This window comes from Enterocloster lavalensis, from assembly GCF_046603895.1.
GTDB lineage: Bacteria > Bacillota > Clostridia > Lachnospirales > Lachnospiraceae > Enterocloster > Enterocloster lavalensis.
Map to the genome: position 1 here is coordinate 4,769,516 of NZ_CP176637.1, position 24,393 is coordinate 4,793,908.

The following is a 24,393-nucleotide window of genomic DNA, read 5'->3' on the forward strand; positions in this document are numbered from 1 at the left end:
AGAATTCTCTTGACTTTCCGTGCGGAGCGCTGCCTGGCGTACTGCGCCGACCGTTCCGGGCCCTGACTCCGAGCCCCATATCCCGGTCTCCACATCCCAGGCCCAACACCTCGGGGCCCTCACATCCCGGGCCGTCCATCCCTATTTCTCGTCGCAGACCTGGAAAATGTAGAATTTCAGATAGTAGGATTCCTCCGCGGCCCACAAAATCGGATGATCCGCGGCTTGGGTGCGGTATTCCACCTGGCGCAGGCGCTTATGTGCGCCGCTTGCGGCCTCGCGGATGGTCTTGGTGAACAGCTCCGGGTCCATGAAGTGGGAACAGGAGCAGGTGGCCAGATAGCCCCCGTCCTTCACCAGCTTTAAGCCCCGCAGGTTGATCTCCCGGTACCCCTTTACCGCCTGCTTGATGGAGCTGCGGGACTTGGTGAAGGCCGGCGGGTCCAGGATCACCACGTCGTAGCGTTCTCCATCTTTTTCCAGTTTGGGCAGAAGGTCGAACACGTCGGCGCAGAGGAAGGACACCCGGTCCGAGAGGCCGTTTAAAACCGCGTTCTCCGTTGCCTGGTCCACGGCCAGCTGGGAGGCGTCCACGCCCGTGACCTGTCCGGCCCCGGCAAGGCCGGCGTTTAAGGCGAAGGAACCGGTGTGGGTGAAGCAGTCCAAAACCCGCTCAGGGGCCAGGCTGCGGCACAGGTTCTGGACTGCCAGCCGGTTGTATTTCTGGTCCAGGAAAAAGCCGGTTTTCTGGCCGTCCTCCACGTCCACCAGGTAGCGGACGCCGTTTTCCACGATCTCCACTTTGGTGTCAAATGGCTCCCCGATGAAGCCTTTAAAACGTTCCATACTCTCCTGGAGGCGCACCTTGGCGTCGCTGCGCTCGTACACGCCGCGGATGTTCACGCCGTCCTTTGCCAGAACCTGCAGGAGCTTGTCCAGGATCACTGGCTTTAAGCGGTCGATGCCCAGGGCCAGGGATTCCACCACCAGCACGTCGGAGAACTTGTCCACCACCAGTCCGGGCAGGAAATCAGCCTCGCCGAAGATCACCCGGCAGCTGGAGGTGTCCACCGTGGCCTTGCGGTAGTCCCAGGCGGCTTTTACCCGCTGTTCCAGAAATACCTCGTCGATCACGGCGTCCTTCCTGCGGGACAGGAGGCGTACGGTCAGCTTGGAGCGGGTGTTGATGAAGCCGTGTCCCAGGCAGTATCCGTCGAAATCCTCCACCCGGACCAGGCCGCCGTTCTCAAATTCTCCCTGGATGGCCTCAATCTCATTATCATAAATCCACGCGCCGCCCGCTTTTAAGGACCGGCCGGCGCCCTTGCGGATGCGCACGACAGCGTTTTCTTTAAACAAATCCATTTTTTTCTCCATTCTATTTACATGTATTTTCTTGATAATAGCATAGAATGGGAAAAAATTCATCCATTTTCCAACACGTGGATTCCCTGATTGATGATCTTCTCCGCCAGGGTGGCCAGCTCCTCAGGAGATTCCGTGAGACCGGTCTGGAGCCAATACTGCACCAGGCCCACGCAGCCGGACACAATGAAGGAGTAGTAGGCTTCGAAAAATGCGGAGTTTCCGCTGCGGAACACCTCCATCCAGTCCTGTAAACATTTCTCCCGCACCAGGTGCTTCAAGCGGTTGACGAAGTTTAAGTCGCCGTTCTCTCCCAGCAGAATATATACCAGGTCGGAGTTGTCCTTGACCAGGTGGAAGATATCCACAAATACCGCGGCCAGGTTGTTGGTCAGGTCCTGGGCGTTGTGCCGGTACATCAAACTGTTAAACTCGTCCAGCAGTTCATTTTCCGTCTTCTCAAGCAGATCGAACACGTCCCGGTAGTGCAGGTAAAAGGTGCCGCGGTTCAAGTCCGCCATGTCGGTCAGCTCCCGCACGGTGATGTCCTGAACCTTCTTTTCTTTCAGCAGGCGCGTCAGGCACTCGCGCAGTTGCTTTTTTGTTTTCCGGACCCTGCGGTCCACTGTCTCTTCTCCCATGATAGAGCCTCCTCGCTGTTTTGGCTTTGGGTCGAAAGCCGGTCAAACTTCTCAAAAATTTAATATTTCGTTCATAGACGTTAGCTGGAAAAATGTTGATTAATAGTCATTAACTGAAAAATTAATCATTGTATATAACGCCATTAGTTAGTATAATCCATTATAGTCAATAAATAGACATCTGTCAATTACTAAAATGAAGGTTGTATAACACAACGAGAGATGGATAATAGATTCTGGAATAAAAGTCGGGGAGATGACGGAATGAGTGAGTGGAAACGGGAGACAAGGCGGGGCAAAGGCGCGCCGGGGCTGGCGGTTTTGAGCGCGGTATTGGGAGCTGCGATGCTCACCGCGGCCTTTCCGGCTGGTGCGCTGGCGGCGGAAGGCGGCTGGCAGCAGGACGGGACCGGCTGGAAATACATACAGGAGAGCGGAGCGCCCGCGGCCGGAGGCTGGAGCCGGATCGGAGAAAACTGGTACTGGTTCGACGGCCAGGGCTATATGAAAACCGGTTGGCTGACAGACGAAGGACGTACCTATTATATGGAGGAGAACGGAGTCATGGCGGTGGGGTGGCGCGAGATCGGCGGAAACTGGTATTATTTCCACGAGGACGGAGCCATGAACACCGGGGACGTGACGTTGGGAGAGACAGAGTGCCAGTTTGGCGTTGACGGCGTTTTTAAAAGCGCAACCCGGGTGGAAAACACCGGCGGAGGCGCTTTCCAGGTGGGCTGTTACGATGAGATAACCCAGGCGCTGTTTGACCAACTGAACGAGGAAAAGACGGAAGAGTATTTCGAAGAGTATTCGGAGCGCGAGGATGAATATGATGGAGATATGAAGCGCAGCTACGACAGGAACGCCACCTTCCAGGTGTACGAGGACTTAAACCGGGCGGCCATGCATCGCCTGGAGGCCGCGGGCGCGTCCGGTTATACGAACGGCAGCATCCCGGGGGAGGGAACGGTAAGCGATTATCTGAAATCCATCTCCTACGGCTCGGGCCGGAACGCCATGGAGCTGTACCTGCAAAACTGCGAGGATGATTCGGATGCCTACGACAAGTTCCGCTCGAAAATGATGGACCGCTATGATCAGAAGGCGGATCGGAAGTATTTGCCGGAGTATTACCGGAAGATCGGCATCGCCCACCGGGAAGAGGGCGGGAAGCATTTCTTTCTGATTATTATGCTGCGGTAAATGCCGCAGAGGTAAATGAGGAGTTTGGCCATGGGACAGAGATTGCTTGATAAGCTTAAAAAGAGAAAAGAGCCGGACAGCGGGCAGGATCAGGGCGAGAAAGAGCGCGGGTCCATCCGGCTGGCGTACTTTATCATCCGCAGGAAAGGGGTGATTGAGTCCATATTCGCAGCGGGGTGCATTTTCAGCCTGCTGGCCATGCTGTTTGTGAATGTGAACTACGACCTGACGGAATACCTTCCCGCCAGCGCCGAGTCCCGCATCGGCCTGGATAAGATGGAGGAGGAGTTCGGCTATCCCGGCACGGCCCGGATTATGTTAAAGGACGTCACCCTCTACGAGGCGAAGCAGTATAAGGACCGGCTGGAAGCTGTGGACGGCGTGGATCAGGTACTTTGGTGCGACAGCACTGTGAATATTTATTCCGGCGAGGATTTTATCAACCAGAAGGATATCGAGGACTATTATAAGGATGGCTGCGCGGTGATGGACGTGACCTTTGTGGAGGGCGATACCGCCAAGAGTACCTCCAAAGCCATCGACGAGATGAAACAGATCACCGGGGACAAGGGCTACTACGTGGGTATGGCGGTACAGAACAAATCGCTGACCGAGAACGTGGAGAGCGAGATGAGCCTGATTTTGACCGTGGCCATTATCATGATTTTCGTGGTGCTGTGCGTCACCACCACGGCCTGGACTCAGCCCATCCTGTTTCTGCTGGTTATGGGCGTGGCGATCCTGCTGAACCGGGGCACCAACATTTTCATCGGAACGGTGTCATTTTTGACCAACAACGTGGCCATGGTGCTGCAGTTGGCCACCTCAATGGACTATTCCATTTTCCTGCTGGATTCCTTTACCCGCGGAAAGGGGGAGGGGCTGGACGATGAGGAGGCCATGGTGAACGCCATCGACGAGGCCATCAATTCCATCCTGGCCAGCAGCATGACAACGGTGGTGGGCTTTTTAGCCCTGGTGTTCATGAACTTCACCATCGGCTTTGACATGGGCCTGGTGCTGGCAAAGGGAATCGTGTTCAGCCTGCTGACCGTGCTGTTCCTCATGCCGGCCATGATCCTGAAATTTGCCAAATGGAATGAACGCACCAAACACCGTCCGTTTCTTCCGGAGTTTAACAAGCTCAGCAGCTGGGTTTACCGGGTGCGCTACATCATTCCCACCATCATGCTGCTCATCACCCCGGTGGCCTATGTGGCCCAGGGAATGAACGATTTCCTCTACGGAAACAGCGCGGTGGGCGCCAGCGAGGGCACGCAGGTATACGCGGACGACCAGATGATCGTGGAGAAATTCGGGCGCAGCAACATGATGCTGGCCCTGTTCCCCAACACCTCCCCGGTGACGGAGAAGGAGATGTCCGACCAGATCGAGGATCTGCCCTATGTGAAGAGCGTGACCTCCATGGCCAACACCCTTCCGGCGGGCATTCCGGAGGAATTTCTTCCGTATTCCATCACCAGCCAGCTGCACACGAAGAATTATTCGCGAATGCTCATTTACATAAGGACAAAGACGGAGAGCGACCAGGCATTTAAGTGCGCGGACGAGATCCAGTCCATTATCCAAACCTACTATCCCCAGGGGTCTTATCTGGTGGGCGAGACGCCGTCCACCCAGGATATCAAATCCACGATCACGGACGATTACAACCGGGTCAACAACCTGTCCATGCTGGGCGTGTTCCTGGTGGTAATGTTCAGCTTCCGGTCCTTTATCATACCGGTGATTGTGATGATCCCCATTGAGATCGCGATTTTCCTCAACATGGCGATTCCCTATCTGGAGGGGGATACCATGGTATTCATGGGGTATATCATCGTCAGCAGCATCCAGCTGGGAGCCACGGTGGACTATTCCATCCTGCTGACCAACAATTACGTGTCCTGCCGGAAGAGTATGGGGAAAAAGGACGCCTGTATCAGCGCGATCAAGTTGTCCTGCCCCTCGGTGTTTACGTCGGGCACCATTATCATTTTAGCCGGATATATTATCCACTTTATATCCACCACGGCCGCGATTGGCGACCTGGGCCACCTGATCGGAAGGGGCGCGCTGTTCAGCGTGTTCCTGGTGCTGACCGTGCTGCCGGCGCTCCTGGTGCTGTGCGACCGGATCATCACCAGCAACGAGTGGGACCGCTTGCAGAAGTTCCTGAAAAAGCGGCATGACCGGCGGGTGGAACTGTTGAAGAAAGGACTTAAAAAAATGGCCGGAAATGGAAATGCGGCCGGAAACGAACCAATGGAGGTGAATGGCGATGAAGTATAGCAGAAGAATCACGGCGGCCGTGTTGGCGGGCCTTATGCTGTGCACCAACATAGGTGGGGCAAATGAAGTTTACGGCGCGCCGGCCGGGGTGGACGTGGATGAAACCATGTACGTGAACCTGGATTATTATGGAAAAACCAGCAAGGTCAACGTGGTGAAAAGCTGTAATTTCAACGGTAATACGGAGTATACGGATTACGGAACCTATGAAAATGTGGTGAATATGTCAAGCAGCGTGGCTCCCCAGATCGGGGACGGGACGGTGACCTGGACCATGCCTGCGGACCAGACCGGGCGTTTTTACTACCAGTGCACCATGGGAAACGACCAGGTGACGCTGCCCTGGGATTTCGACGTGTCCTACAAGCTCAACGGCGTGCCCGCCAACGCGGATCAGCTGGCCGGGGCTTCGGGTCTGATCGAGATCAATGTGAAGGCAACGCCCAACGACGGCGCAAGGGAGTATTACCGCAACAACATGCTGTTGATGGTGGCGGTGCCCGTGGACCTGAGCAAATGCTACAGCGTGGACGCCGAGGGCGCGCAGACCCAGAATCTGGGAGAAACCACGGCGGTGGTGTTCACGGCTCTTCCCGGGGAGGAAGGGGACTACACGGTGCGCATCGGCACGGACAGCTTTGAGACCATCGGCGTGATCATGGCCATGGCCCCGGGCACGGTGGAGGATTTGCAGCACATCAAGGATCTGAAGGAAGCCAAGGACACCTGGCAGGACGCCGGGGATGAGCTTTACGACAGCCTGGAGCAGATGGCGAAGTCCGTAGAGTCCATGCGGGACGGCGTGAACCAGGTTCAGTCCGGCCTTCAGTCCGCTGAGAGCGCCAGACAGACCTGGAGCGGTTCCAAGGACGACATTCTGGCCGGAAACGACCAGACCCTGGCGGCGCTCACCGCCATGTCCGGACAGATGGAGACCATGGTGCCCCATCTGCAGACCGCCAAGGACTCGGCGGAGGTGGTGCACAACGGAATGAACAACATTGTGGACACCCTGGGCCAGATGCAGGATCCCCTGCGCAAGCTGCACACGCGGCTTAAACACGTGGAGAACAGCATGGACAGTCTGTCCACGGAACTGCCGGAGATTCAGGAGTTGATGCTCCAGGTGATCGCCCTGGACGCCCAGTTCCAGGCCAACGAGCAGGTTACCCTGACCGGAATGAGCAGCATCCAGCAGGCGCTCTTGGATATCGGGGAAGATTATTACGAGGAGCCTGAGCGCGCAAACGCTTCGGGCGGCGCGGGAAACTCCGGAGCCGGGAATGCGGGGCAGAGCGGAAATGGAAATGAGAGTGGAAGCCAGAATGGCGGAAGCGGAAGCCAGGCGGGCGGAGGCCAGAACGGCGGAAGTGATGAGAGCGGAGGCCAGGCGGGCGGAGGCCAGAATAGTGGAAGCGGAGAGAGCGGAAGCCAGGCGGGCGGGAGCCAGAATAGCGGAAGCGGAGAGAGCGGAAACCAGGCGGGCGGAGGCCAGAATAGCGGAAGCGGAGAGAGCGGAAGCCAGGCGGGCGGAGGCCAGAACGGCGGAAGCGGAGAGAGCGGAAGCCAGGTGGGCGGAGGCCAGAATAGCGGAAGCGGAGAGAGCGGAAGCCAGGCGGGCGGCAATCAGAACAGCGAAAGCGCTGGAACGAATGGTGCGGACGGGAATGGAAATACCGTGGACGGCGGTTCCGGCAGTGGAAGCGGTAATGAAAACGCGGGAGATGCCAATAAGGATAGCGCAGGAGAGAACGGCGGCACCGGCAGCAGCACCGGCAGCGCTGCGGGCAGTGATATATCGAGCGGCAGCGATACCACGGCAAGCGACACCACATCCAATGAAGGAAGCGGTGGTCCCTCCACTTCCGGCGGTACCCTCACCTCCCGGGCAGGCGCGAAAATCAGCGCCGATACCGGATTAATAGCGACCATCACTCCCCACAGCGCGCCTCTCGTGACCGCAGGGGCGGATTATCCCTTAAGTCCCACGGAGGTATTCCAGAGTCTGAACGCGAAAAAGCAGCTCCTGGAACGGCTCTCCAAGCAGAGCGGCGATCTGGTGAGCACTATGAGCGAGATGACGGAAAACACCGGCGACGCGGCGAAATACAGCCGGGAACTGATCGATAACCTGGATTTCCTCATCGAGGATATCACGGCGTTAAACGATTCTCTGGACGTCTATTACCCGGATCTCCAGGACGCTCTGACCGACGCCCAGGAGCTGGTGAACCGGACCACCGAGGCCCTCAACAGCGGAATCAGCACCATGACCATTTTGCAGAACACCCTGAAAAACAGCAGCGACGATTTTGACGCGGCCGCCAGGGAAAGCCTGCGGGGCAGTATGGCGCTTTTGGACAAGAGCCTGGACATTCTGGACAGCACCACGGCCATGCGCAGGGCCGGGCGCACCATGAAGGACACGCTGGACAACGAACTGGACAAATTCGACACTGACAACCGGTTCCTGTTCATGGACCCGGAGGCAGAGAAGGTATCCTTCACTTCGGACCAGAACAAGGCGCCCAAAACCTTGCAGATCATTTTGAGGACCGACGAGATCAGTCTGGACAGCGAAGATAACAAGCCTACGGACGTGGAGACGGAGAAGGAGCATGTCAGCCCCCTGCGCAGGATGTGGAACGTGCTGGTGAAAATGTGGCAGGCCATTGTGTCCATTTTCAAGGAGCGCTGACCACCTAAGGAGGCGGAACGCAGCTGTCCGGGGCCGGGCAGCACGGCTTGCATGACTGGAAAGCGGACCTGATTTGCGGACACGGGAAAACCCACAAACCCACAAAACGGCCTCCTTTCCGGTTGAAATCCAGGTCAAAAACCTTTATAATGAAAATCAGGCGGTAGCGTTCGCGCTCCCGCCTGATTCAGTTATCCCGCAGCTATGCCTGCGGGCTTCTGACCCCGCGGACAGCCGCCGAAGGTCCATCAAGACATGGCAAGGCACAGCGTATCCGCGAGAATAACGAAGGGCGGCGTTGACCAATGGCGGAAATCATGAAGCAGGAAAAAACAAAATACAAGCTGGCGAATTCCATCAAGGAGTGCATGAAAACCGCGCCGGTGGACAAGATCACGGTAAAAAACATTGTGGAGGGCTGCGGCGTCACCCGGCAGACCTTTTACCGGAATTTCCTGGACAAGTACGACCTGATCAACTGGTACTTTGACAAGCTGGTTCTCCAATCCTTTGAGCAGATCGGCATGGGCCACACGGTCGGAGAGAGCCTGACCCAGAAATTTGCATTTATCCTCAATGAAAAGGTGTTCTTCACTGAGGCGTTCCGCTCCGACGACCGGAACTCCTTAAAAGAGCACGACTTCGAGCTGATCCTCCAGTTTTACACGGACCTGATCGCACGCAAGACCAGCCAGCCCCTGGACGGCGAGCTGCATTTCCTGTTGGAAATGTACTGCCAGGGTTCGGTGTACATGACGGTCAAATGGGTCCTTGGGGGCATGAAGGACTCCCCGGAGCAGATGGCCCGGACCTTGGTGGAAGCCATGCCGCCCAAGCTGGCGGAGGTGTTCGGAAGGCTGGAACTTCTCTGAGCCGCGGCGGTTCGCAGGCACCTGCTCTACCTGGCCTAAACGAATGGTAGAGCGGACTAAACTGAGGGTCGGTTGAGTCTTTACAGGGAGAATATTACAATGCAATTATCAAACAAAATTGACGGGGGTAAAAGGCGATGAAGAAAACACTCGGTGTGATAATTGCGGAGCACAGAAAAGAAAAGGGCATGACGCAGCTGGAACTAGCTGAAAAAATGGGAGTGACGGACAAGGCTGTCTCTAAATGGGAACGGGACCTGTCCTGTCCGGACATTCATTCACTGCCCAATTTGGCGGCAATCCTCGGTATTTCCGTCGATGATCTTATGCAGATAAAAAAAGAAGTTCCTGTTTCCTCAAAAAAGCCAAAGGAAGTGATGGATATTCTTTTTAAGGCGGTTGCTCTGGCAATGGGGATCGCCGTAATCGTCCTATCGGTTCTGGACGCGTTACCCGTGGAAAGCGGAATCACGTTGCTGGGAATCGGAATGACCTGCATCGGTATTTCCCTGCTCAACAATAAAGAGTAAGGTACCATGGGAATGTTGGACAAAATATCTAATTAAAATTAGCAATATGCACAAAGATTAAAGGAAAGTGACAGACCGGCAAGTTTGTCACTTTCTTTTTAAATTTGGCGTTGTTATAATATTAACAATGGAAAACACAAAGGCACCGGCAAAGCCGGAAGCATTTTCAAGAAAAGGAGAAGATAACAATGGCAAACAGAATCGTACTGAATGAGACTTCCTACCACGGCGCAGGCGCCATCGCGGAGATCGCGGGAGTGGCGAAGAGCAGAGGCTTTAAGAAGGCTTTTGTCTGCTCCGATCCCGACCTGATCAAGTTCAATGTGACTGGCAAGGTGACCAGCGTATTGGAGGACGCGGGACTGGATTATGAGATCTATTCCGACATCAAGCCCAACCCCACCATCGAGAATGTGCAGACCGGCGTGGCAGCCTTCAAGGCTTCCGGCGCGGACTACATCATCGCCATCGGCGGCGGCTCCTCCATGGACACCGCTAAGGCGATCGGCATCATCATCACCAATCCCGAGTTCGAGGATGTGAGAAGCTTAGAGGGCGTGGCCCCCACCAAGAATCCCTGTGTGCCGATCATCGCCGTTCCCACCACCGCCGGAACCGCCGCCGAGGTTACCATCAATTACGTGATTACCGACGTTGAGAAGAAGCGCAAATTCGTGTGTGTGGACCCCCACGATATCCCGGTAGTGGCTGTGATTGACCCGGAGATGATGGCCTCCATGCCCAAGGGGCTGACCGCTTCCACCGGTATGGACGCTCTGACCCACGCCATCGAGGGCTACACCACCAAGGGCGCCTGGGAAATGACCGATATGTTCAACTTAAAGGCCATCGAGGTGATCGCCAGAAGCCTGCGCGGCGCTGTGGACAACACCCCTGAGGGACGCGAGGGTATGGCTCTGGGCCAGTACCTGACCGGCATGGGTTTCTCCAACTGCGGACTGGGCATCGTGCACTCCATGGCCCACGCTCTGGGCGCTGTGTATGACACCCCCCACGGCGTTGCCAACGCCATTCTGCTGCCCACCGTGATGGAGTATAACGCTCCCTGCACCGGAACCAAGTACAAAGATATCGCCATTGCCATGGGCGTTGAGGGCGTGGAGAACATGAGCCAGGACGAGTACCGTAAGGCCGCTGTGGAGGCTGTGAAGAAGCTGTCCCAGGATGTGGGTATCCCCGCCGACTTAAAGGCCATCGTGAAGCCCGAGGATGTGGATTTCCTGACCCAGTCCGCCATGGACGACGCCTGCAAGCCCGGCAACCCCAAGGATCCCAGCTTTGAGGATATCAAGAATCTGTACCTGTCCCTGATGTAATCAGAATTGAATCAACCGGAAAACAGGACCTGGAGAGGGCGCCGCGAAGCCATGAAGCGGCGCCCTCTCCGGGTCCTGTTTTTCGGTTGTGGCCCAAACCAGCAGACCACAAAAAAATGACAGTGATCATCATTGCATACCCCCCATCCCTGTGATAAACTATTCTTGTATAATTGAACAGAAGTCAGAGGATAGTCTGGTGGTTTCCTTCGGAAATAAACGAAGGAGGATATGTAACATGAATACACTTGAAGTGTTGACATTGGTGCTGGTGATTTTCGCAGCACTTACTTACATAGATAACCATCAAAATAGAAAATAGCTATCCTCTACCTGCAATAGAGGATAGCTGGTAACTATAAATTACTTCAGTATCCGAAGCGCAATCATCGGACTACCCAATGTCCTTTGATTACTTCTAAGTAAATTATACATGGGGTACTTGAATTTTTCAAGTACCCTTTTAAATTTGTTTGTGTCAAATCATTTCCCGGTTACCGCTTCAGTTTCCGCCTCAAAAGCCTCCCCGAATTCCTCTTCCCCTTAAACTCCCCATTCTCCACCAGAATCTCTCCCCTGCGGACCGTGCACACCGGCCAGCCGCGGGAAACGAAGCCCTCGTAGAGATTGTAGTCCAGTTCCTCGGGATAGTGCAGGTTCTCCCGCACCAGCGGAACGTTCTTTTCCGGGTCCACCACGATGAGATCGGCGTCGCTGCCCACAGCCAGGCAACCCTTCTGGGGGTAGCAGCCAAAGACCTTGGCGGGATTGGTGCTGCCGACTTCCACCAGTTTGTTCAGGGAAATGTCGCCGTTGTTCACGCCAATCATCAACAGCCCGAACCGCTCCTCCAGGCCTGGGATTCCGTTGACCGGGGTGGTGAAATATGGAATCTTCTCACCGGTATCCCCATTTACTTCCAGATCCTTTTCCTTTACCGTCCGGGAGAACACCTCGTTGTCGGAGGTCACCAGGCTTAAAGTGCCGTCCTTGATTCCCTCCCACATAGCCCTCCGGTCCTCCTCGCTTCGCAGCGGCGGGCTCATCAGGTAATTGATTCCGTCAACCCCTTTATTTTTCGCATCCGTCAGCGTCAGATAGTGTCCGCAGGTCTCAGCCTGCACCCGGACGCCCCGCTTTTTGGCCTCACGGACCAGGTTGACCGACTCTTTTGCAGACAAATGGTAAAAATACACCGGCGCGTCCAGCAGCCCGGCAAAGGTGAGAATGCGGTTTACCGCCTCCGCCTCGCAGGCATTTGGCTTGGCCTGGTTAAAATACTCCCAGTCCGTTTTACCCTCGCTCAACAGCTTTTGGGTCATGAATTGTGCGATATCGTTGCTCTCGGCGTGGAATCCGCACAGCGCGCCTTCCTCCTTCGCCACCTCCATGATCCTAAGAATATCGGCGTCCTGGATCATCACGCCCGGATAGATGGTGAACATCTTGAAGGTGGGAACGCCTTTCTCCACCAGCGTTTTCACCGTATTTCTCAGGTCGTCCGGATCGTCCCCGGCCGTGATAAACTTGGCGTGCACGCTGTAGTCCAGGGCGCCCTCGGCCATTTCATCGAGCCGTTCCTCCACCGCCTTCAGCACAGGCGTGTCCTTTGTGGTGGTGCTGAAGTCCATAAAGGAGGTCACGCCGCCGAAAGCCGCGCATTTGCTGGCAGTGTAGAAATCCAGCATGTCGATGGTGTTGCTGAAGGGGGCCTTCACATGCATGTGGGGCTCGATCAGACCGGGCATCACATACTTCCCCTCGGCATCAATCACCCGGGTATGTTCCCCGATCAGTCCGTCCAACGAACCGGCTTCCGCAATATGCGATATTTTCTCATCCGTCACGCCGATGTCGGCCCGAAAGGTCTCCGAGGCCGTCACCACGGTTCCGTCTCTCACAATCAAATCCAACATAAAAACCATCCTTTCTGGAACCTGTCACAGTTCCACACAGAAATTTTGCAAAGACTTTATACGTCCTTCGGGTCGTAAGCGGCTCCCCAGGTCTTAGGCACAACGGAGCGTTTCACCATGATTGTCAGCGCCACGATGGTGGCCACGTAGGGCAGCATTTGCAGGAACTGGTAAGGGATGACGGAGCCGGTGGTCTGGAACCGGAGCTGGGCCGCGTCGGCCGCGCCGAAGATCAGGCACACCAGGGCCGTCCGGATGGGATCCCATCCGCCCACCACGCAGGCCGCCATGACGATAAATCCCCGGCCCGCCGCCATGCCGCCGGCGGAAAAGTATCCCACCTCGCCCAGGGTCAGCACGCAGCCGCCCAGGGCTGCGAAAACGCCCGAAAGAATCACGGTCTGGTATTTCAGCTTGATCACGGAAAGGCCAGCCGTTGCGGCCGCCTTGGGGTTGTCGCCCACGGCGCGCACATTTAAGCCCCATCTGGTCTTGTAGAGGATGTAACCTGCGATAAAGGGAAGAATCAGCGCCACCCAGGTGCTCACCGGCTGGGCGAACAGCAGAGGGCCGATAAAGGGGATATTCTGCATGCTTTTGGGGAACAGCGTGGGAAATGTAGCCACGCGGTTCTGTCTGGTCTCGGACATCAGGGAGAACAGGGCGTCCGTGGCGCCCAGGGATATCATGTTCACCATCAGTCCGGTCACCACCTGGTTCGTTCTGCGGGAAACCGTGAGAAACGCCACGATCAGCCCAAGGAACGCGCCGATCACAATCGTAAAGAGAACCGCCAGCACCAGGCTGTTCATATAAAAGCCGGCCGCGATGCCCACCAGCGCGCCGAACAGCATAATGCCCTCGATGCCCATGTTGATCACGCCGGAACGCTCGGCGTATACTTCCCCGATTGCAACGATCAGCAGCGGGGCCGCCCACCGCAGGGTCGCCTGCAGCCAGTCAATAATAATGTCGATTGTCATGTTAGTTGCCCTCCTTTGCGTCAGAAGCCCCGACATTCTCTTCTGCGTCGTCGTCATCCTTACTGTTGTCCACAACCCTCGATAAGCGGCGGCTGTCCACAACGCCCACGCCGATTACAAACAGCATGCAGGTGGCGATGATAATGGAATTCATGGAAGAAATAACGCCGGTTTCGATGGACATGGTCGCGCCGCCCGCCTTCAGCGCGGCAAAGAACAGCACAGAAAATATGACGCCCAGGGGATTGCCGCCCGCCAGCAGGGCCACCGCCACGCTTTCATATCCCACGTTTGTGACGAATTCCATATACACCCTGCGCTTAAGCCCCATGACCTCAACCGCGCCGGAGAGGCCGCCGATAATGGCGCCGATCATGATGATTAACATGATCTGTTTCCTGGCGTCCACGCCCGCGTATTTGGCAGCGTTGGGGTTGGCGCCCAGCATCTTGGTGCGGTAGCCGAAGGACGTGTAATTCAAAATAAAATAGAAGATCACGCACAGCAGAATGGCTAAAAACGGCCCCGGATGGAGGCTGGAGCCTTTCATCAGGATCGGAAGCAGGGCGGTGGAGGCAAACTGCTTGCTCATGGGATAAAACTTGCCGATCTCCGCGATGGGAGCGAAACTGGAAACCACCCAGTTGGTAAGGTAGATGGCAATGTAGCTCATCATGATAGTGGAAGTTACCTCATTAACGCCCTTGTAGGCCTTTAAGTATCCGGGGATCAGCCCCCATACCGCGGAAAAAGCCGCCGCGCAGAGGAAGCAGATCAGAATATGTAAAAACGGAGGCAGGCCCAGCTCCAGAATGCCGACCATGGAAGCGCCGATGGCCCCCAGGTACATGTAACCCTCCATTCCAATGTTCCACACGCCCGCTTTAATTCCCAGGGAAACGCCGATACCGCCGAGCAGCAGGGGGGAGGCCCGCACCAGAACATTGCTGAGGGCCTGGGCGTTGCCAAAGGCCCCGCGGATCAGCGCGCCGTAGGCCAAAAACGGATTGACGCCTGAAATTGCGATTAAAACGGCGCTGGCGATCAGTCCCAGCACAATTCCGAATACCGTGCGGCCAAAGGACACCGCCATATCCCCCAGAAAGGGGAGCTTTAAAAAACTTGTCTGATTTAACTTTTTCATCTACAGCACCTCCGGGACCTGTCCCAACATCATCTGCCCAATCACCTTCTGATCTGCCGTCGCCCCGTCCAGCTCTCCCATGATCTCGCCGTTAAAAAGCACGATAATCCGGTCGCTTAACGCCATGACCTCCTGCAGCTCCGCGGAGATAAAAAGCACGGCCGCGCCGCGGTTGCGCTCCTTCATCAGGATGTCGAGCACATTGTCCACAGCGCCCAGATCCAGTCCGCGGGTGGGATGGGCCACCAGATCCAGAACCGGTTCGGGATCCAGTTCCCGGGCAATGACCACCTTTTGCTGGTTTCCGCCTGAGAGGTTGCGCACGCGCACGTCCTCGGAGGGCGTTTTGACGTGGTATTTTTTGATCATTTTCCTGGCGTGTTTCTTGATCGTTTTGTAGTTCAGGATATTTTTCTCGGCAAAGGGTTCGTTGTAATAATCCTTGATGATCAGATTGTCCGCGATGGTAAAATCCATCACCAGCCCGGTCTTTTGCCGGTCCTCGGGGATAAAGCCCAGAAACGACGGGTCTGCGATCACACCGGTGACGGGCTTTCCCTTGATGGTGACGGAACCGCCGGTGAGCTTTCGCATACCGGAAATGCACTCCGCCAGCTCACGCTGTCCGTTGCCGTCCACGCCCGCTACGCCCACGATTTCTCCCGCGTGGACCGTCAGGTTCATATTTTTGAGAGCCGGTATGCCGCGGTCGTCCACCGCGTTCACATCCTTCATGACCAGGATCGGCTCCCTGTGTTCAAATTCGGGGCGCTCCTTGCGCTCGATGGAAACGGGACGTCCCACCATCATCTGGGCCAGGGTCAGCTGGGTGCCGTCCTTTGTGTCCACGGTTCCGATGAATTTTCCGTCCCGGATGACGGTGACGCGGTCCGTGATCTGAATCACTTCCCGCAGCTTGTGGCTGATGAAAATGACCGAGCGCCCCTTTTCCGTGATGTGCCGGATGGCGCAGCAGAGCTGGTCGCTCTCCGCCGGGGTCAGCACTGCGGTGGGCTCGTCCAGCACCAGCACCTTGCAGTCCCGGTACAGGGCTTTCAGGATTTCCACCCACTGCTGCTTGCCCACGGGAAGCTTCCAGACGATCTCGTCGGGATCCACAAACAGCTCATACTCCTTGCACAGCTCCAGAAGCTTTTTCCTGGCGGGTTCCAGGTCCAGAATCTGCTTTTTGGTGGGGATGCCGAGAATGACATTTTCGATCACGGAGAGGGTGTCCACCAGTTTGAAATGCTGGTGTACCATGCCGACGCCGTGGGAGATGGCCTCGGAGGGAGAGCCGATCTGCACCTCCTTGCCGTCCAGCAGGATCTTTCCGCTGCTGGGCGGGTAGAGGCCGTACAGAACGTTCATCAGCGTGGTTTTTCCCGCGCCGTTTTCCCCTAAAAGTCCCAATACCTCGCCCTTTTTACAGTCGATACTAACGTTATCATTTGCCAGAACACCGGGGAATTTTACCGTAATATTCTGCATTTGCAGTGCATACTTGTTTTCTTCCATAGATGGGTCTATCCTCCTGAGCATAGGATGAGGAAACGAGGGGGGAGGCCGTAAGGCATCTCCCCGGATGTCGTTTCCCCGATTCAATCAATCAAATTTAGTCGGCAATGTCGATCTTGCCCGCAAGCAGGTCGGCCACGGCCGCGTCATAGATCGCCTTCTGTTCCTCGGTCAGCTCCATATTGATCACAGGGCGGATGCCGTTTTCAGCCATGCCCAGCACATGAACCTTTCCGTCGCACAGTTCGCCCTTGGTCTCCCGGTATCCCAGCTCGTCCCAGGCAAACACAACACTTCCCGCGGTAACGTCCTTTGCACCGTAGTCCTCGGCGTAATCGGCCACAGCGCCTACAACCTTCACGTTGCCGGAGTCCTGAGCGGCTGCCGCAACGCCTGCGCCCGCTGCATCCAGGCAGGGGAAGAGCACGTCGTAGCCCTGGGCGATTACGGCCAGGCAGGCCTCGCGGGCTTTCACGGTGTCGGCCCAGTCGCCGGTGGTGATGGCGGTGGTCTCGATGTCCGGGTTTACATAGGCAACACCCTTATAGAAGCTGGCTTCCATCATGCGGTGGGTGTCGTAGAATTCGCCGGTTACCATGGCGACCTTGTTGTTCTTGGTGTTAAGGCCCGCCAGAACGCCGCCGATAAAGCCGGCGTGGCTGTAGCTGATGGTTGCCGCGGACATATTGGGCAGGTCAAAGGTATCGGTGCCCACGGAGAAAACAAACTGCTTGTCCGGGAACTCCGCAGCCACGGTGGCAACGGCCTCTCCGAACTGGCCGCCCTGGCCGATGATGATCTGATATCCCTGCTGGGCGAACTGGCGGAGCACCTCCACCTGCTCGTCCTGGGTGACGTTCTCCTTGTAAGCGGTCTTGATTCCCAGCTCGTCCTTGGCTTTCACCATACCTTCATATGTAAACTGGTTGAAAGCCTCGTCCGTGATCAGGCCGGGCAGGATCATAGCCACGCTGTTGTCCCACTCGGACGCGCCGCTTTCGGTCTTGCCAGCCCCGTCTCCGGCTGGGGCCGCCGCGCTGCCGCTGTCGGCGGGTTTGGAGGCGCAGGCGGATAAACACATTGCAGTAATCAGAGCGATACTTGTGATGGACATTAATCTTTTTTTCATAATGGATTCTCCTTAAACAAATTTTTTTGTCAGCAAGGGTTCATTTTTCAGGTTCTTTTGATCCGGGGTTTTATAGAGCCCCTTTTTGGACAGACTGATGTTTCCGCGGCACATCATTTCAAGGGTGCGGTAGGCTGTCTCTACCGGATCCATGACCGGAACACCCAGTGTGCGGCTGACCGGCCCGCTAAATCCGGTCATCCCGGCGCAGCCCAGGATCAGGACCTCCGCCCCGGCGTTGACGGCCCTTTGGCCGGTTGCGATCAGGCGTTTTACCATCTCGTCCCGGTTGGCCTCGGCGTCCAGCACGCTCATACTGATGGGAAATACCCCGGCGCACCGGTTCTGCATCCCGTATTGGGTGACCATATTTTCCATCATGGGCACGGCCTTCTCGGAGGCGGTCAGGATGGAAAAACGGCTGCCCAGAAGAAGGGAAACGGAGATGGAGGCCTCCGCGATGCCGATCACCGGGCAATCGCAGATTTCTTTTGCGGCGTAGAGGCCGGGGTCCCCGTAGCACGCGATCAAAACCCCGTCGTATTGTTCCGTCTTCTGTTCCAGGAGGCGGCACAGCCCGAATGCGGCCAGGGTGTAGTCGTAGAAGGATTCCAGGGCTTCCGGGCCGAAGTCCGGCCTCGTCACCGTGACGGAGACGTCCGGGGATTTGGCCTGTTCCACCGTCCGCCGGATATCCTCCGTCATGGCTTCTGAAGTGTTTGGATTTACAATCAAAAGGTTCATTGGTTTACCTCCCGCATTTTTCTTCCACATGTTGCGGCCATTGCCGCACGCTCATTGATGGATGCGGGTTCCCGTCTGGCCGCGTACGCCTTCCTTGGCCTTCTCCAATAGCGTGATGAGAGCGGTGCGCCCGGGCTTGGACTCGGCGAATTTCACGGCCGCCTGAACCTTGGGGAGCATGGAGCCGGGGGCGAAATGCCCTTCGTCCATGTATCTGCGCGCTTCCCGGGTGTCTAAGTCGTCCAGCCATTTCACGTCCGGCTTTCCGAAGTTGACGGCCACCTTTTCCACCGCGGTGAGAATGATCAGGAAGTCGGCGTTCAGCTCCTCGGCCAGCAGTTCGCTTGCAAAGTCCTTGTCGATCACGGCCCCGGTGCCCTTTAAGTGGTTGCCCTGCCGGGTGACCGGGATTCCGCCGCCTCCGCAGGCGATGACCAGCTGGCCGGAATCCACCAGGGAGCGGATGGCGCCGATCTCGACGATCTCGGCGGGTTTGGGGGAGGCCACCACGCGGCGGTAGCCCCGGCCCGCGTCCTCCCGCATGATATACCCATATTGTTCCTCGGCGGTTTTCGCCTGCTCGGCGGTCATGAAATGGCCGATGGGTTTGGTGGGATTGTCAAATGCGGGATCGTCCGCGTCCACCCGGACCTGGGTGATCATGGTTGCCACCGGGATATGGTGGATTTCCCGGTTATAAAGCTCCTCCCTCAGGGCGTTCTGCAGGTCGTAACCGATGTAAGCCTGGCTCATGGCCACGCAGACGGAGAGGGGAGTGTTGGGCTGGCTTGAGTCCTCGCGGCTGAGCGCCGCCATGGCGTTGTTGATCATGCCCACCTGGGGGCCGTTTCCGTGGGCCACGATGACCTCGCATCCCTCCTCGATCAGATCCACGATGGCTTTGGCCGTGATTTTGACGGCCTCCATCTGCTCGGGAAGGGTGTTGCCCAGGGCGTTTCCGCCCAGGGCGATTACAATACGTTGTTTCTTAGCGTCCATTTTGAAGTTCCTTCTATGGTTTATTTCGTGCAGCGTTACTTGAATACCCGGGGAGTTCCCTTCTCTTCCAGCTTCTTTAAGACGTCGGCCGGGTCCGCGAACTTGGCCAGCATGATCATAGCGGCGATCACGTAGGGTTTGAAGCTGGCTTCCTTGTACAGCGGGTCGCGGTAGCGGTCGAATACGGAAGCCTCAACCTCGCCGTCCTTGCAGCTCACATCGTTGATGTCGGCCGGTAAGCAGTGCAGATACAGAGCCTTGCCGTCCTTGGTGGTCTTCATCAGCTCCTCGGTGCAGCACCAGTCTTTGTGCTGTGCGTTCTGAGCCAGCAGCTCTTTTTCCAGAGCCTTGATGCCCTCGGTGTCGCCCTCGCCGTACAGGTTGGTTCTCTTCTCCATGGCTGCGAAGGGAGCCCAGCTCTTCGGGTAAACGATGTCGGCGTCCTTGAAGGCGTCGGCCATGTCGTGGGATACGCGGAAGGAACCGCCGGACTTCTCAGCGTTCTGTCTTGCAACTTCCTCAACCTCAGGCATGATCTCGTAGCCTTCCGGGTGAGCCAGAACAACTTCCATACCCATTCTGGTCATTAGGCCCACAACGCCCTGGGGAACGGAGCGTGGTTTGCCGTAGGAGGGAGAGTAAGCCCAGGTCATAGCCAGCTTTTTGCCCTTCAGATTCTCCACGCCGCCGAACTCATGGATGATGTGCAGCATGTCGGCCATACACTGGGTGGGATGGTCGATGTCGCACTGTAAGTTCACCAGGGTGGGCTTCTGCTCTAAGATGCCGTCCTTGTAGCCCTGGGTGACGGAGTCCACAACCTCGTGCATGTAGGCGTTGCCCTTGCCGATATACATGTCGTCGCGGATACCGATCACGTCGGCCATGAAGGAAACCATGTTGGCGGTCTCGCGCACGGTCTCGCCGTGGGCTACCTGGGATTTGCCCTCGTCCAGATCCTGAACCTCAAGGCCTAACAGGTTGCAGGCGGAAGCAAAGGAGAAACGGGTGCGGGTGGAGTTGTCGCGGAATAAGGAGATGCCCAGTCCGCTCTCGAACACCTTGGTGGAAATGTTGTTCTCACGCATGAAGCGCAGCGCGTCGGCAACGGTCCAAACGGCCTCCAGCTCGTCGTCGGATTTCTCCCAGGTCAGGAAAAAGTCGTTCTCGTACATTTCCTTGAAGTTGAGTTTGTTCAGCTTGTCAATGTAATCCTGTAATGTTTTCATGATTTTCGCTCCTTTAAATATGTTGTTTGAATCAAAAAATTACTTGCAGTAAACGGTGGGCAGGGCGGCGTAAACGGCAGCGCAGGTCACCAGGTCCTGTTTCCAGGTTTTCTCGTTGGGAGCGTGAGCCTGAGCCTCGGCGCCAGGTCCAAAGCCGATGCAGGGGATTCCGTTGCGGCCCATGATGGATACGCCGTTGGTGGAGAAGGTCCACTTGTCGGTCAGCGGGCGGGCGGTTCTCATCTCCAGAGTCTCCTCTGCGCCGATGCGAGCCTCGCCGAACAGGTTCTTGTAGGACTCCTCCAGAGCCTTGGTCACATCGTGATCCTCCGGGATGACCCAGGTGGGGAAGTAGCACTCGATGGGGTATGTAAGGCCCTTGTAGGAAGGACGGGAATACTCGTACATGGAAACCTTCACGTCGTCGCCGTACTTCTGTACTGCGGGCAGCGCGCGGATCTCATCCAGGCAGCTCTCCCAGGTCTCGCCTGCGGTCATTCTGCGGTCCAGGGAAACGGAGCAGGAGTCGGCCACTGCGCAGCGGCTGGGGGAGGTGAAGAAGATTTCGGAAACCGTAACGGTTCCGCGGCCCAGGAAGTTGGCTTCCTTGTACTCGGGGTTGTATTTCTCGTCCAGCATTTTCACAAGGCCCTTTACTTCCTTGTCGTCGGCAGCGTCGTTCTCGTTCAGAGCGCGCACGTCCTGAAGGATGTCGGCCATCTTGTAGATGGCGTTGTCGCCGCGCTCAGGAGCGGAGCCGTGGCAGGAAACGCCCTTGACGTCCACACGGATCTCCATACGGCCTCTCTGGCCGCGGTAGATGCCGCCGTCGGTGGGCTCGGTGGAAACCACGAAGTCCGGGCGGACCTTGTCTTCGTTGATGATGTACTGCCAGCACAGGCCATCGCAGTCCTCTTCCTGAACCGTACCGGTTACCAGAACGGTGTACTTGTCGGAGAGCAGTCCCAGATCCTTCATGATCTTAGCGCCGTAAACCGCGCTCACGATACCGCCGCACTGGTCGGACACGCCGCGTCCGCCGATCTCGGTGTCGTTCTCGTAGCCCTCGTAGGGATCGAAGTTCCAGTTGTTCTTGTTGCCGATGCCAACGGTGTCGATGTGGGCGTCAAAACCGATTAAGGTCTTGCCGGTTCCCATATATCCCAGCACGTTGCCCATGGGATCGATCTCGACCTTGTCGAAATCGAGCTTTCTCATCTCCTGCGCAATGCGGTCGATGTGAGCTTTCTCATCGCAGCTCTCGCCGGGGAATTTTACGATATCCCGCAAAAAGCCGGTCATGTCTTTTTCATAATTCTGAGCTGCTTCTTTGATTTTTGCGTAATCCAGACTCATAGTGTTTGTTTCCTCCATTTTGATTCGTTAAAACGTTATTATGATGGATGCTGCCGGCCGGACAGCATGTAATAACCGCTGTGTAACCTGTATTTACTGGTCCAGACCCTTCCAAACGATGTTCTTGTAGCGTTCCGGGTCCGTGTCGCCCTCGGTGGAGAAGAGGAGAACGCTGGAATTTTCATCCAGGCCGATCTCAAGTTTCAAATCCCTGTATTCCTCCATCGTCATTATGGCGGCCAGGGCTCCGAATGGAGCGGCCCCGGATTCGCCGGAGGTCACAGGCGCGTCGCCCTTGATCGGGGCGGCCAGCATGCGCATTCCGCTGGCCGCGACCCAGTCGGGAGCCGCGATAAACACTTTTACGTGGTTCTTTAAAATATCCCAGGAGATGGTATTGGGCTCTCCGCAGGCGAGACCGGCCATGATGGTCTGCATGTCGCCGTCCACAATGCGGGGATCTCCGTCCCCGGCTGCCGCGCCCTTATACAGGCAGGCCGCCGCATCGGCCTCCACCACCACGAAGGTGGGAGGATTGTCGGGGTAAAGGTTGGTGAAGTAGCCCACAACCGCGCCGGCAAGGGAGCCTACGCCGGCCTGAACGAACACGTGGGTGGGGCGGTCGCAGCCGTAATCTTTCAGCTGTTCGCCGGCCTCCATTGCCATGGTGCCGTAGCCCTGCATGATCCAGGAGGGGATCTCCTCGTAGCCGTCCCAGGCGGTATCCTGAACGATCACGCCCCGCTCGGTCTCATCCGCTTCCTTTGCGGCCAGACGCACGCAGTCGTCGTAGTTCATTTCCTGAATGTCAACCTGAGCGCCCTCCTTTGCGATGTTCTCAAGGCGGGTCTGCGTGGAACCCTTGGGCATATGTACGACCGCCTTCTGGCATAAGCGGCCCGCAGCCCAGGCGACGCCGCGGCCGTGGTTGCCGTCGGTGGCGGTGAAGAAGGTGGCCTGACCGAATTCCTCACGGAGCTTGTCGGAGGTCAGGACGCTGTAGGGCAGTTCGGAAACGTCCCTTCCGGTTTCGTCTGCGATGTAGCGGGCCATTGCGAAGGAACCGCCCAGCACCTTGAATGCGTTTAATCCGAACCGGTAGGACTCGTCCTTGACGTAAACCTCCTTCAGGCCCAGGTAAGCGGCCATCCGGTCCAGCCTGGTTAAAGGAGTGGTGGTGTACTGGGGGAAGCTCTCGTGGAAGGCTCTGGCCTTCCTGACTTCGGAAAGCCCCATAACCGGCAGGTTCCGGTCATCGGTTTCCGGCATATGATTGACCGCCCATCGAATTGTCTGATCCATTTTTGTAATCCTCCTGCGTTTGCATGTTTAGATTTGAGAGATAACGTCCAGTTGCTGGCAATTTCGGAAAAATGCATAATAATTCATAATAATAATTATAGGAATCAGTTGAGTTGTAGATAAAATTAATAAAAACGCCCTCGGACCGGCAAGCGACGGGGGCGCAAAACAGAGGATTCAACACAATATACAAAAAATTTTTAAACATACAAAGTTTTTTTAAAAAACTATTGCTAATTAATTTTTTTGTGATATAATCGACTAAAAGAGCAGAAATTTTAACAATAAATTTTAAAAAATAGAATTGGTATTGTGAAAAGTGACTGTGCTTTTGAAAACTCAGGAAAGGGCGGTGAACGCTATCTCATATACCCTGGATCTTCTGAAACAGATAGCCGACGGCCTTGCGCGGCAGTTCGGAATCGATTGTGAGATTGTGATCCATGACTTGACAAAGCCTGAATTGGAACACTGTATTGTGCATATTAATAACGGACATGTGACGAACCGGCAGGAGGGCGGCGGGCCGTCCAAGGTAGTCCTGCAGACCATCCACAAGGATGCCGCCCAGTTAAAAGACCGCCTGGGATACCTGACCCGGACCCCGGAGGGTAAGATACTCAAGTCCAGCACATTTTACATCCGAAGCCAGGATGGAACGGCCATCGACTACCTGTTTTCCATCAATTATGACATCAGCGGGCTAATGACCATCGACCGTTCGATCAAGGCCTTTATCGACACGGAACCCCAGCCGTTAACCGGGCAAAAGCCGGAACAGATTGTGAATAATGTCAACGACCTGCTGGACAATCTCCTGGAACAGTCGGTGGCTCTTGTGGGAAAACCTGCGGCGCTCATGAACAAGGATGAGAAGGTGACCGCGATCCGTTTCTTAAATGATGCGGGCGCATTTCTGATCACAAAGTCAGGCGATAAGATTTCAAGATATTTTGGAATTTCAAAATTTACGCTGTATAACTATATCGATGTGAACAGCCGGAAGGCTGATGGCGGAACATAAATACTTCCCATAATTATTATTATCTCTCGTTTGGACAGGGGCAGCAGCCTGAAAGCGGGGGCTTTTTTAGTTTACACAGATTTGGGTAACGCAGAAGAAAAGACGTGG

19 protein-coding genes are annotated in these 24,393 nt (G+C 56.1%); 7 read left to right on the forward strand and 12 right to left on the reverse strand.

Annotated features, from left to right (window positions below):
• Positions 1–141 precede the first annotated feature (141 nt).
• Together ACK2JC_RS21365 and ACK2JC_RS21370 are read right to left on the reverse strand one after the other, a co-directional pair.
• Complete coding sequence (locus ACK2JC_RS21365) at positions 142–1,377, reverse strand: class I SAM-dependent rRNA methyltransferase (protein WP_320938395.1); 1,236 nt, start codon at positions 1,375–1,377, stop codon at positions 142–144.
• Between the two features lie 47 nt (positions 1,378–1,424).
• A complete protein-coding gene (locus ACK2JC_RS21370) occupies positions 1,425–2,006 on the reverse strand; it encodes a TetR/AcrR family transcriptional regulator (protein ID WP_092371327.1) in 582 nt (193 codons plus the stop codon).
• 264 nt (positions 2,007–2,270) lie between these two features.
• Between ACK2JC_RS21370 and ACK2JC_RS21375 the strand changes: the two genes are divergently transcribed.
• The 6 genes from ACK2JC_RS21375 to fucO all read left to right on the forward strand — a co-directional run bounded on the left by ACK2JC_RS21375 (position 2,271) and on the right by fucO (position 10,941).
• Entirely contained in the window at positions 2,271–3,212 is a 942-nt protein-coding gene (locus tag ACK2JC_RS21375; protein WP_320938396.1) for a hypothetical protein, read from the forward strand.
• 30 nt (positions 3,213–3,242) lie between these two features.
• Positions 3,243–5,504, forward strand: a complete 2,262-nt coding sequence (locus ACK2JC_RS21380; protein WP_320938397.1) for an efflux RND transporter permease subunit — start codon at positions 3,243–3,245, stop codon at positions 5,502–5,504.
• Positions 5,494–8,202 (forward strand): hypothetical protein, encoded by a 2,709-nt coding sequence (locus ACK2JC_RS21385; RefSeq protein WP_331681316.1) that lies wholly within the window; start codon positions 5,494–5,496, stop codon positions 8,200–8,202. Before ACK2JC_RS21380 ends, ACK2JC_RS21385 begins: the two co-directional genes overlap by 11 nt.
• Positions 8,203–8,507: 305 nt before the next feature.
• Positions 8,508–9,074, forward strand: coding sequence for a TetR/AcrR family transcriptional regulator C-terminal domain-containing protein (locus tag ACK2JC_RS21390; protein WP_092371318.1), 567 nt, complete (start codon positions 8,508–8,510; stop codon positions 9,072–9,074).
• 137 nt (positions 9,075–9,211) lie between these two features.
• Positions 9,212–9,604, forward strand: a complete 393-nt coding sequence (locus ACK2JC_RS21395; protein WP_092371315.1) for a helix-turn-helix domain-containing protein — start codon at positions 9,212–9,214, stop codon at positions 9,602–9,604.
• Between the two features lie 188 nt (positions 9,605–9,792).
• The gene (fucO, locus tag ACK2JC_RS21400) at positions 9,793–10,941 is read left to right on the forward strand and encodes a lactaldehyde reductase (RefSeq protein ID WP_092371313.1); all 1,149 of its coding nucleotides are present in this window, start codon (positions 9,793–9,795) and stop codon (positions 10,939–10,941) included.
• Positions 10,942–11,435: 494 nt separating this feature from the next.
• On the opposite strand, the gene ACK2JC_RS21405 is transcribed toward fucO, so the two are convergent.
• The 10 genes from ACK2JC_RS21405 to dpaL all read right to left on the reverse strand — a co-directional run bounded on the left by ACK2JC_RS21405 (position 11,436) and on the right by dpaL (position 23,261).
• Positions 11,436–12,857, reverse strand: a complete 1,422-nt coding sequence (locus tag ACK2JC_RS21405; RefSeq protein WP_320938399.1) for an amidohydrolase family protein — start codon at positions 12,855–12,857, stop codon at positions 11,436–11,438.
• 56 nt (positions 12,858–12,913) lie between these two features.
• Positions 12,914–13,840 carry an ABC transporter permease gene (locus ACK2JC_RS21410; protein WP_092371306.1) on the reverse strand — a complete coding sequence of 309 codons (927 nt, stop codon included), beginning with the start codon at positions 13,838–13,840 and terminating at the stop codon, positions 12,914–12,916.
• Position 13,841: 1 nt separating this feature from the next.
• Positions 13,842–14,984 carry an ABC transporter permease gene (locus ACK2JC_RS21415; protein ID WP_368271204.1) on the reverse strand — a complete coding sequence of 381 codons (1,143 nt, stop codon included), beginning with the start codon at positions 14,982–14,984 and terminating at the stop codon, positions 13,842–13,844.
• Entirely contained in the window at positions 14,985–16,502 is a 1,518-nt protein-coding gene (locus ACK2JC_RS21420) for an ABC transporter ATP-binding protein (RefSeq protein WP_368271203.1), read from the reverse strand.
• A 97-nt stretch (positions 16,503–16,599) separates the two neighbouring features.
• Entirely contained in the window at positions 16,600–17,631 is a 1,032-nt protein-coding gene (locus ACK2JC_RS21425) for a BMP family protein (protein ID WP_092371301.1), read from the reverse strand.
• Positions 17,632–17,643: 12 nt separating this feature from the next.
• Complete coding sequence (locus ACK2JC_RS21430) at positions 17,644–18,375, reverse strand: aspartate/glutamate racemase family protein (protein WP_320938401.1); 732 nt, start codon at positions 18,373–18,375, stop codon at positions 17,644–17,646.
• Positions 18,376–18,426: 51 nt separating this feature from the next.
• Complete coding sequence (gene arcC, locus ACK2JC_RS21435) at positions 18,427–19,374, reverse strand: carbamate kinase (protein ID WP_227167844.1); 948 nt, start codon at positions 19,372–19,374, stop codon at positions 18,427–18,429.
• A 35-nt stretch (positions 19,375–19,409) separates the two neighbouring features.
• Complete coding sequence (ygeW, locus tag ACK2JC_RS21440; protein ID WP_368271201.1) at positions 19,410–20,603, reverse strand: knotted carbamoyltransferase YgeW; 1,194 nt, start codon at positions 20,601–20,603, stop codon at positions 19,410–19,412.
• 39 nt (positions 20,604–20,642) lie between these two features.
• On the reverse strand, positions 20,643–21,959 hold the full coding sequence (locus ACK2JC_RS21445; RefSeq protein WP_302325681.1) for a YgeY family selenium metabolism-linked hydrolase: 1,317 nt from the start codon (positions 21,957–21,959) through the stop codon (positions 20,643–20,645).
• A 93-nt stretch (positions 21,960–22,052) separates the two neighbouring features.
• Complete coding sequence (gene dpaL, locus ACK2JC_RS21450) at positions 22,053–23,261, reverse strand: diaminopropionate ammonia-lyase (protein ID WP_368271200.1); 1,209 nt, start codon at positions 23,259–23,261, stop codon at positions 22,053–22,055.
• Positions 23,262–23,622: 361 nt separating this feature from the next.
• Between dpaL and ACK2JC_RS21455 the strand changes: the two genes are divergently transcribed.
• Positions 23,623–24,285: a transcriptional regulator gene (locus tag ACK2JC_RS21455; RefSeq protein WP_024735653.1), complete on the forward strand. Its 663-nt coding sequence runs from the start codon at positions 23,623–23,625 to the stop codon at positions 24,283–24,285.
• The last annotated feature ends 108 nt before the right edge of the window (positions 24,286–24,393 follow it).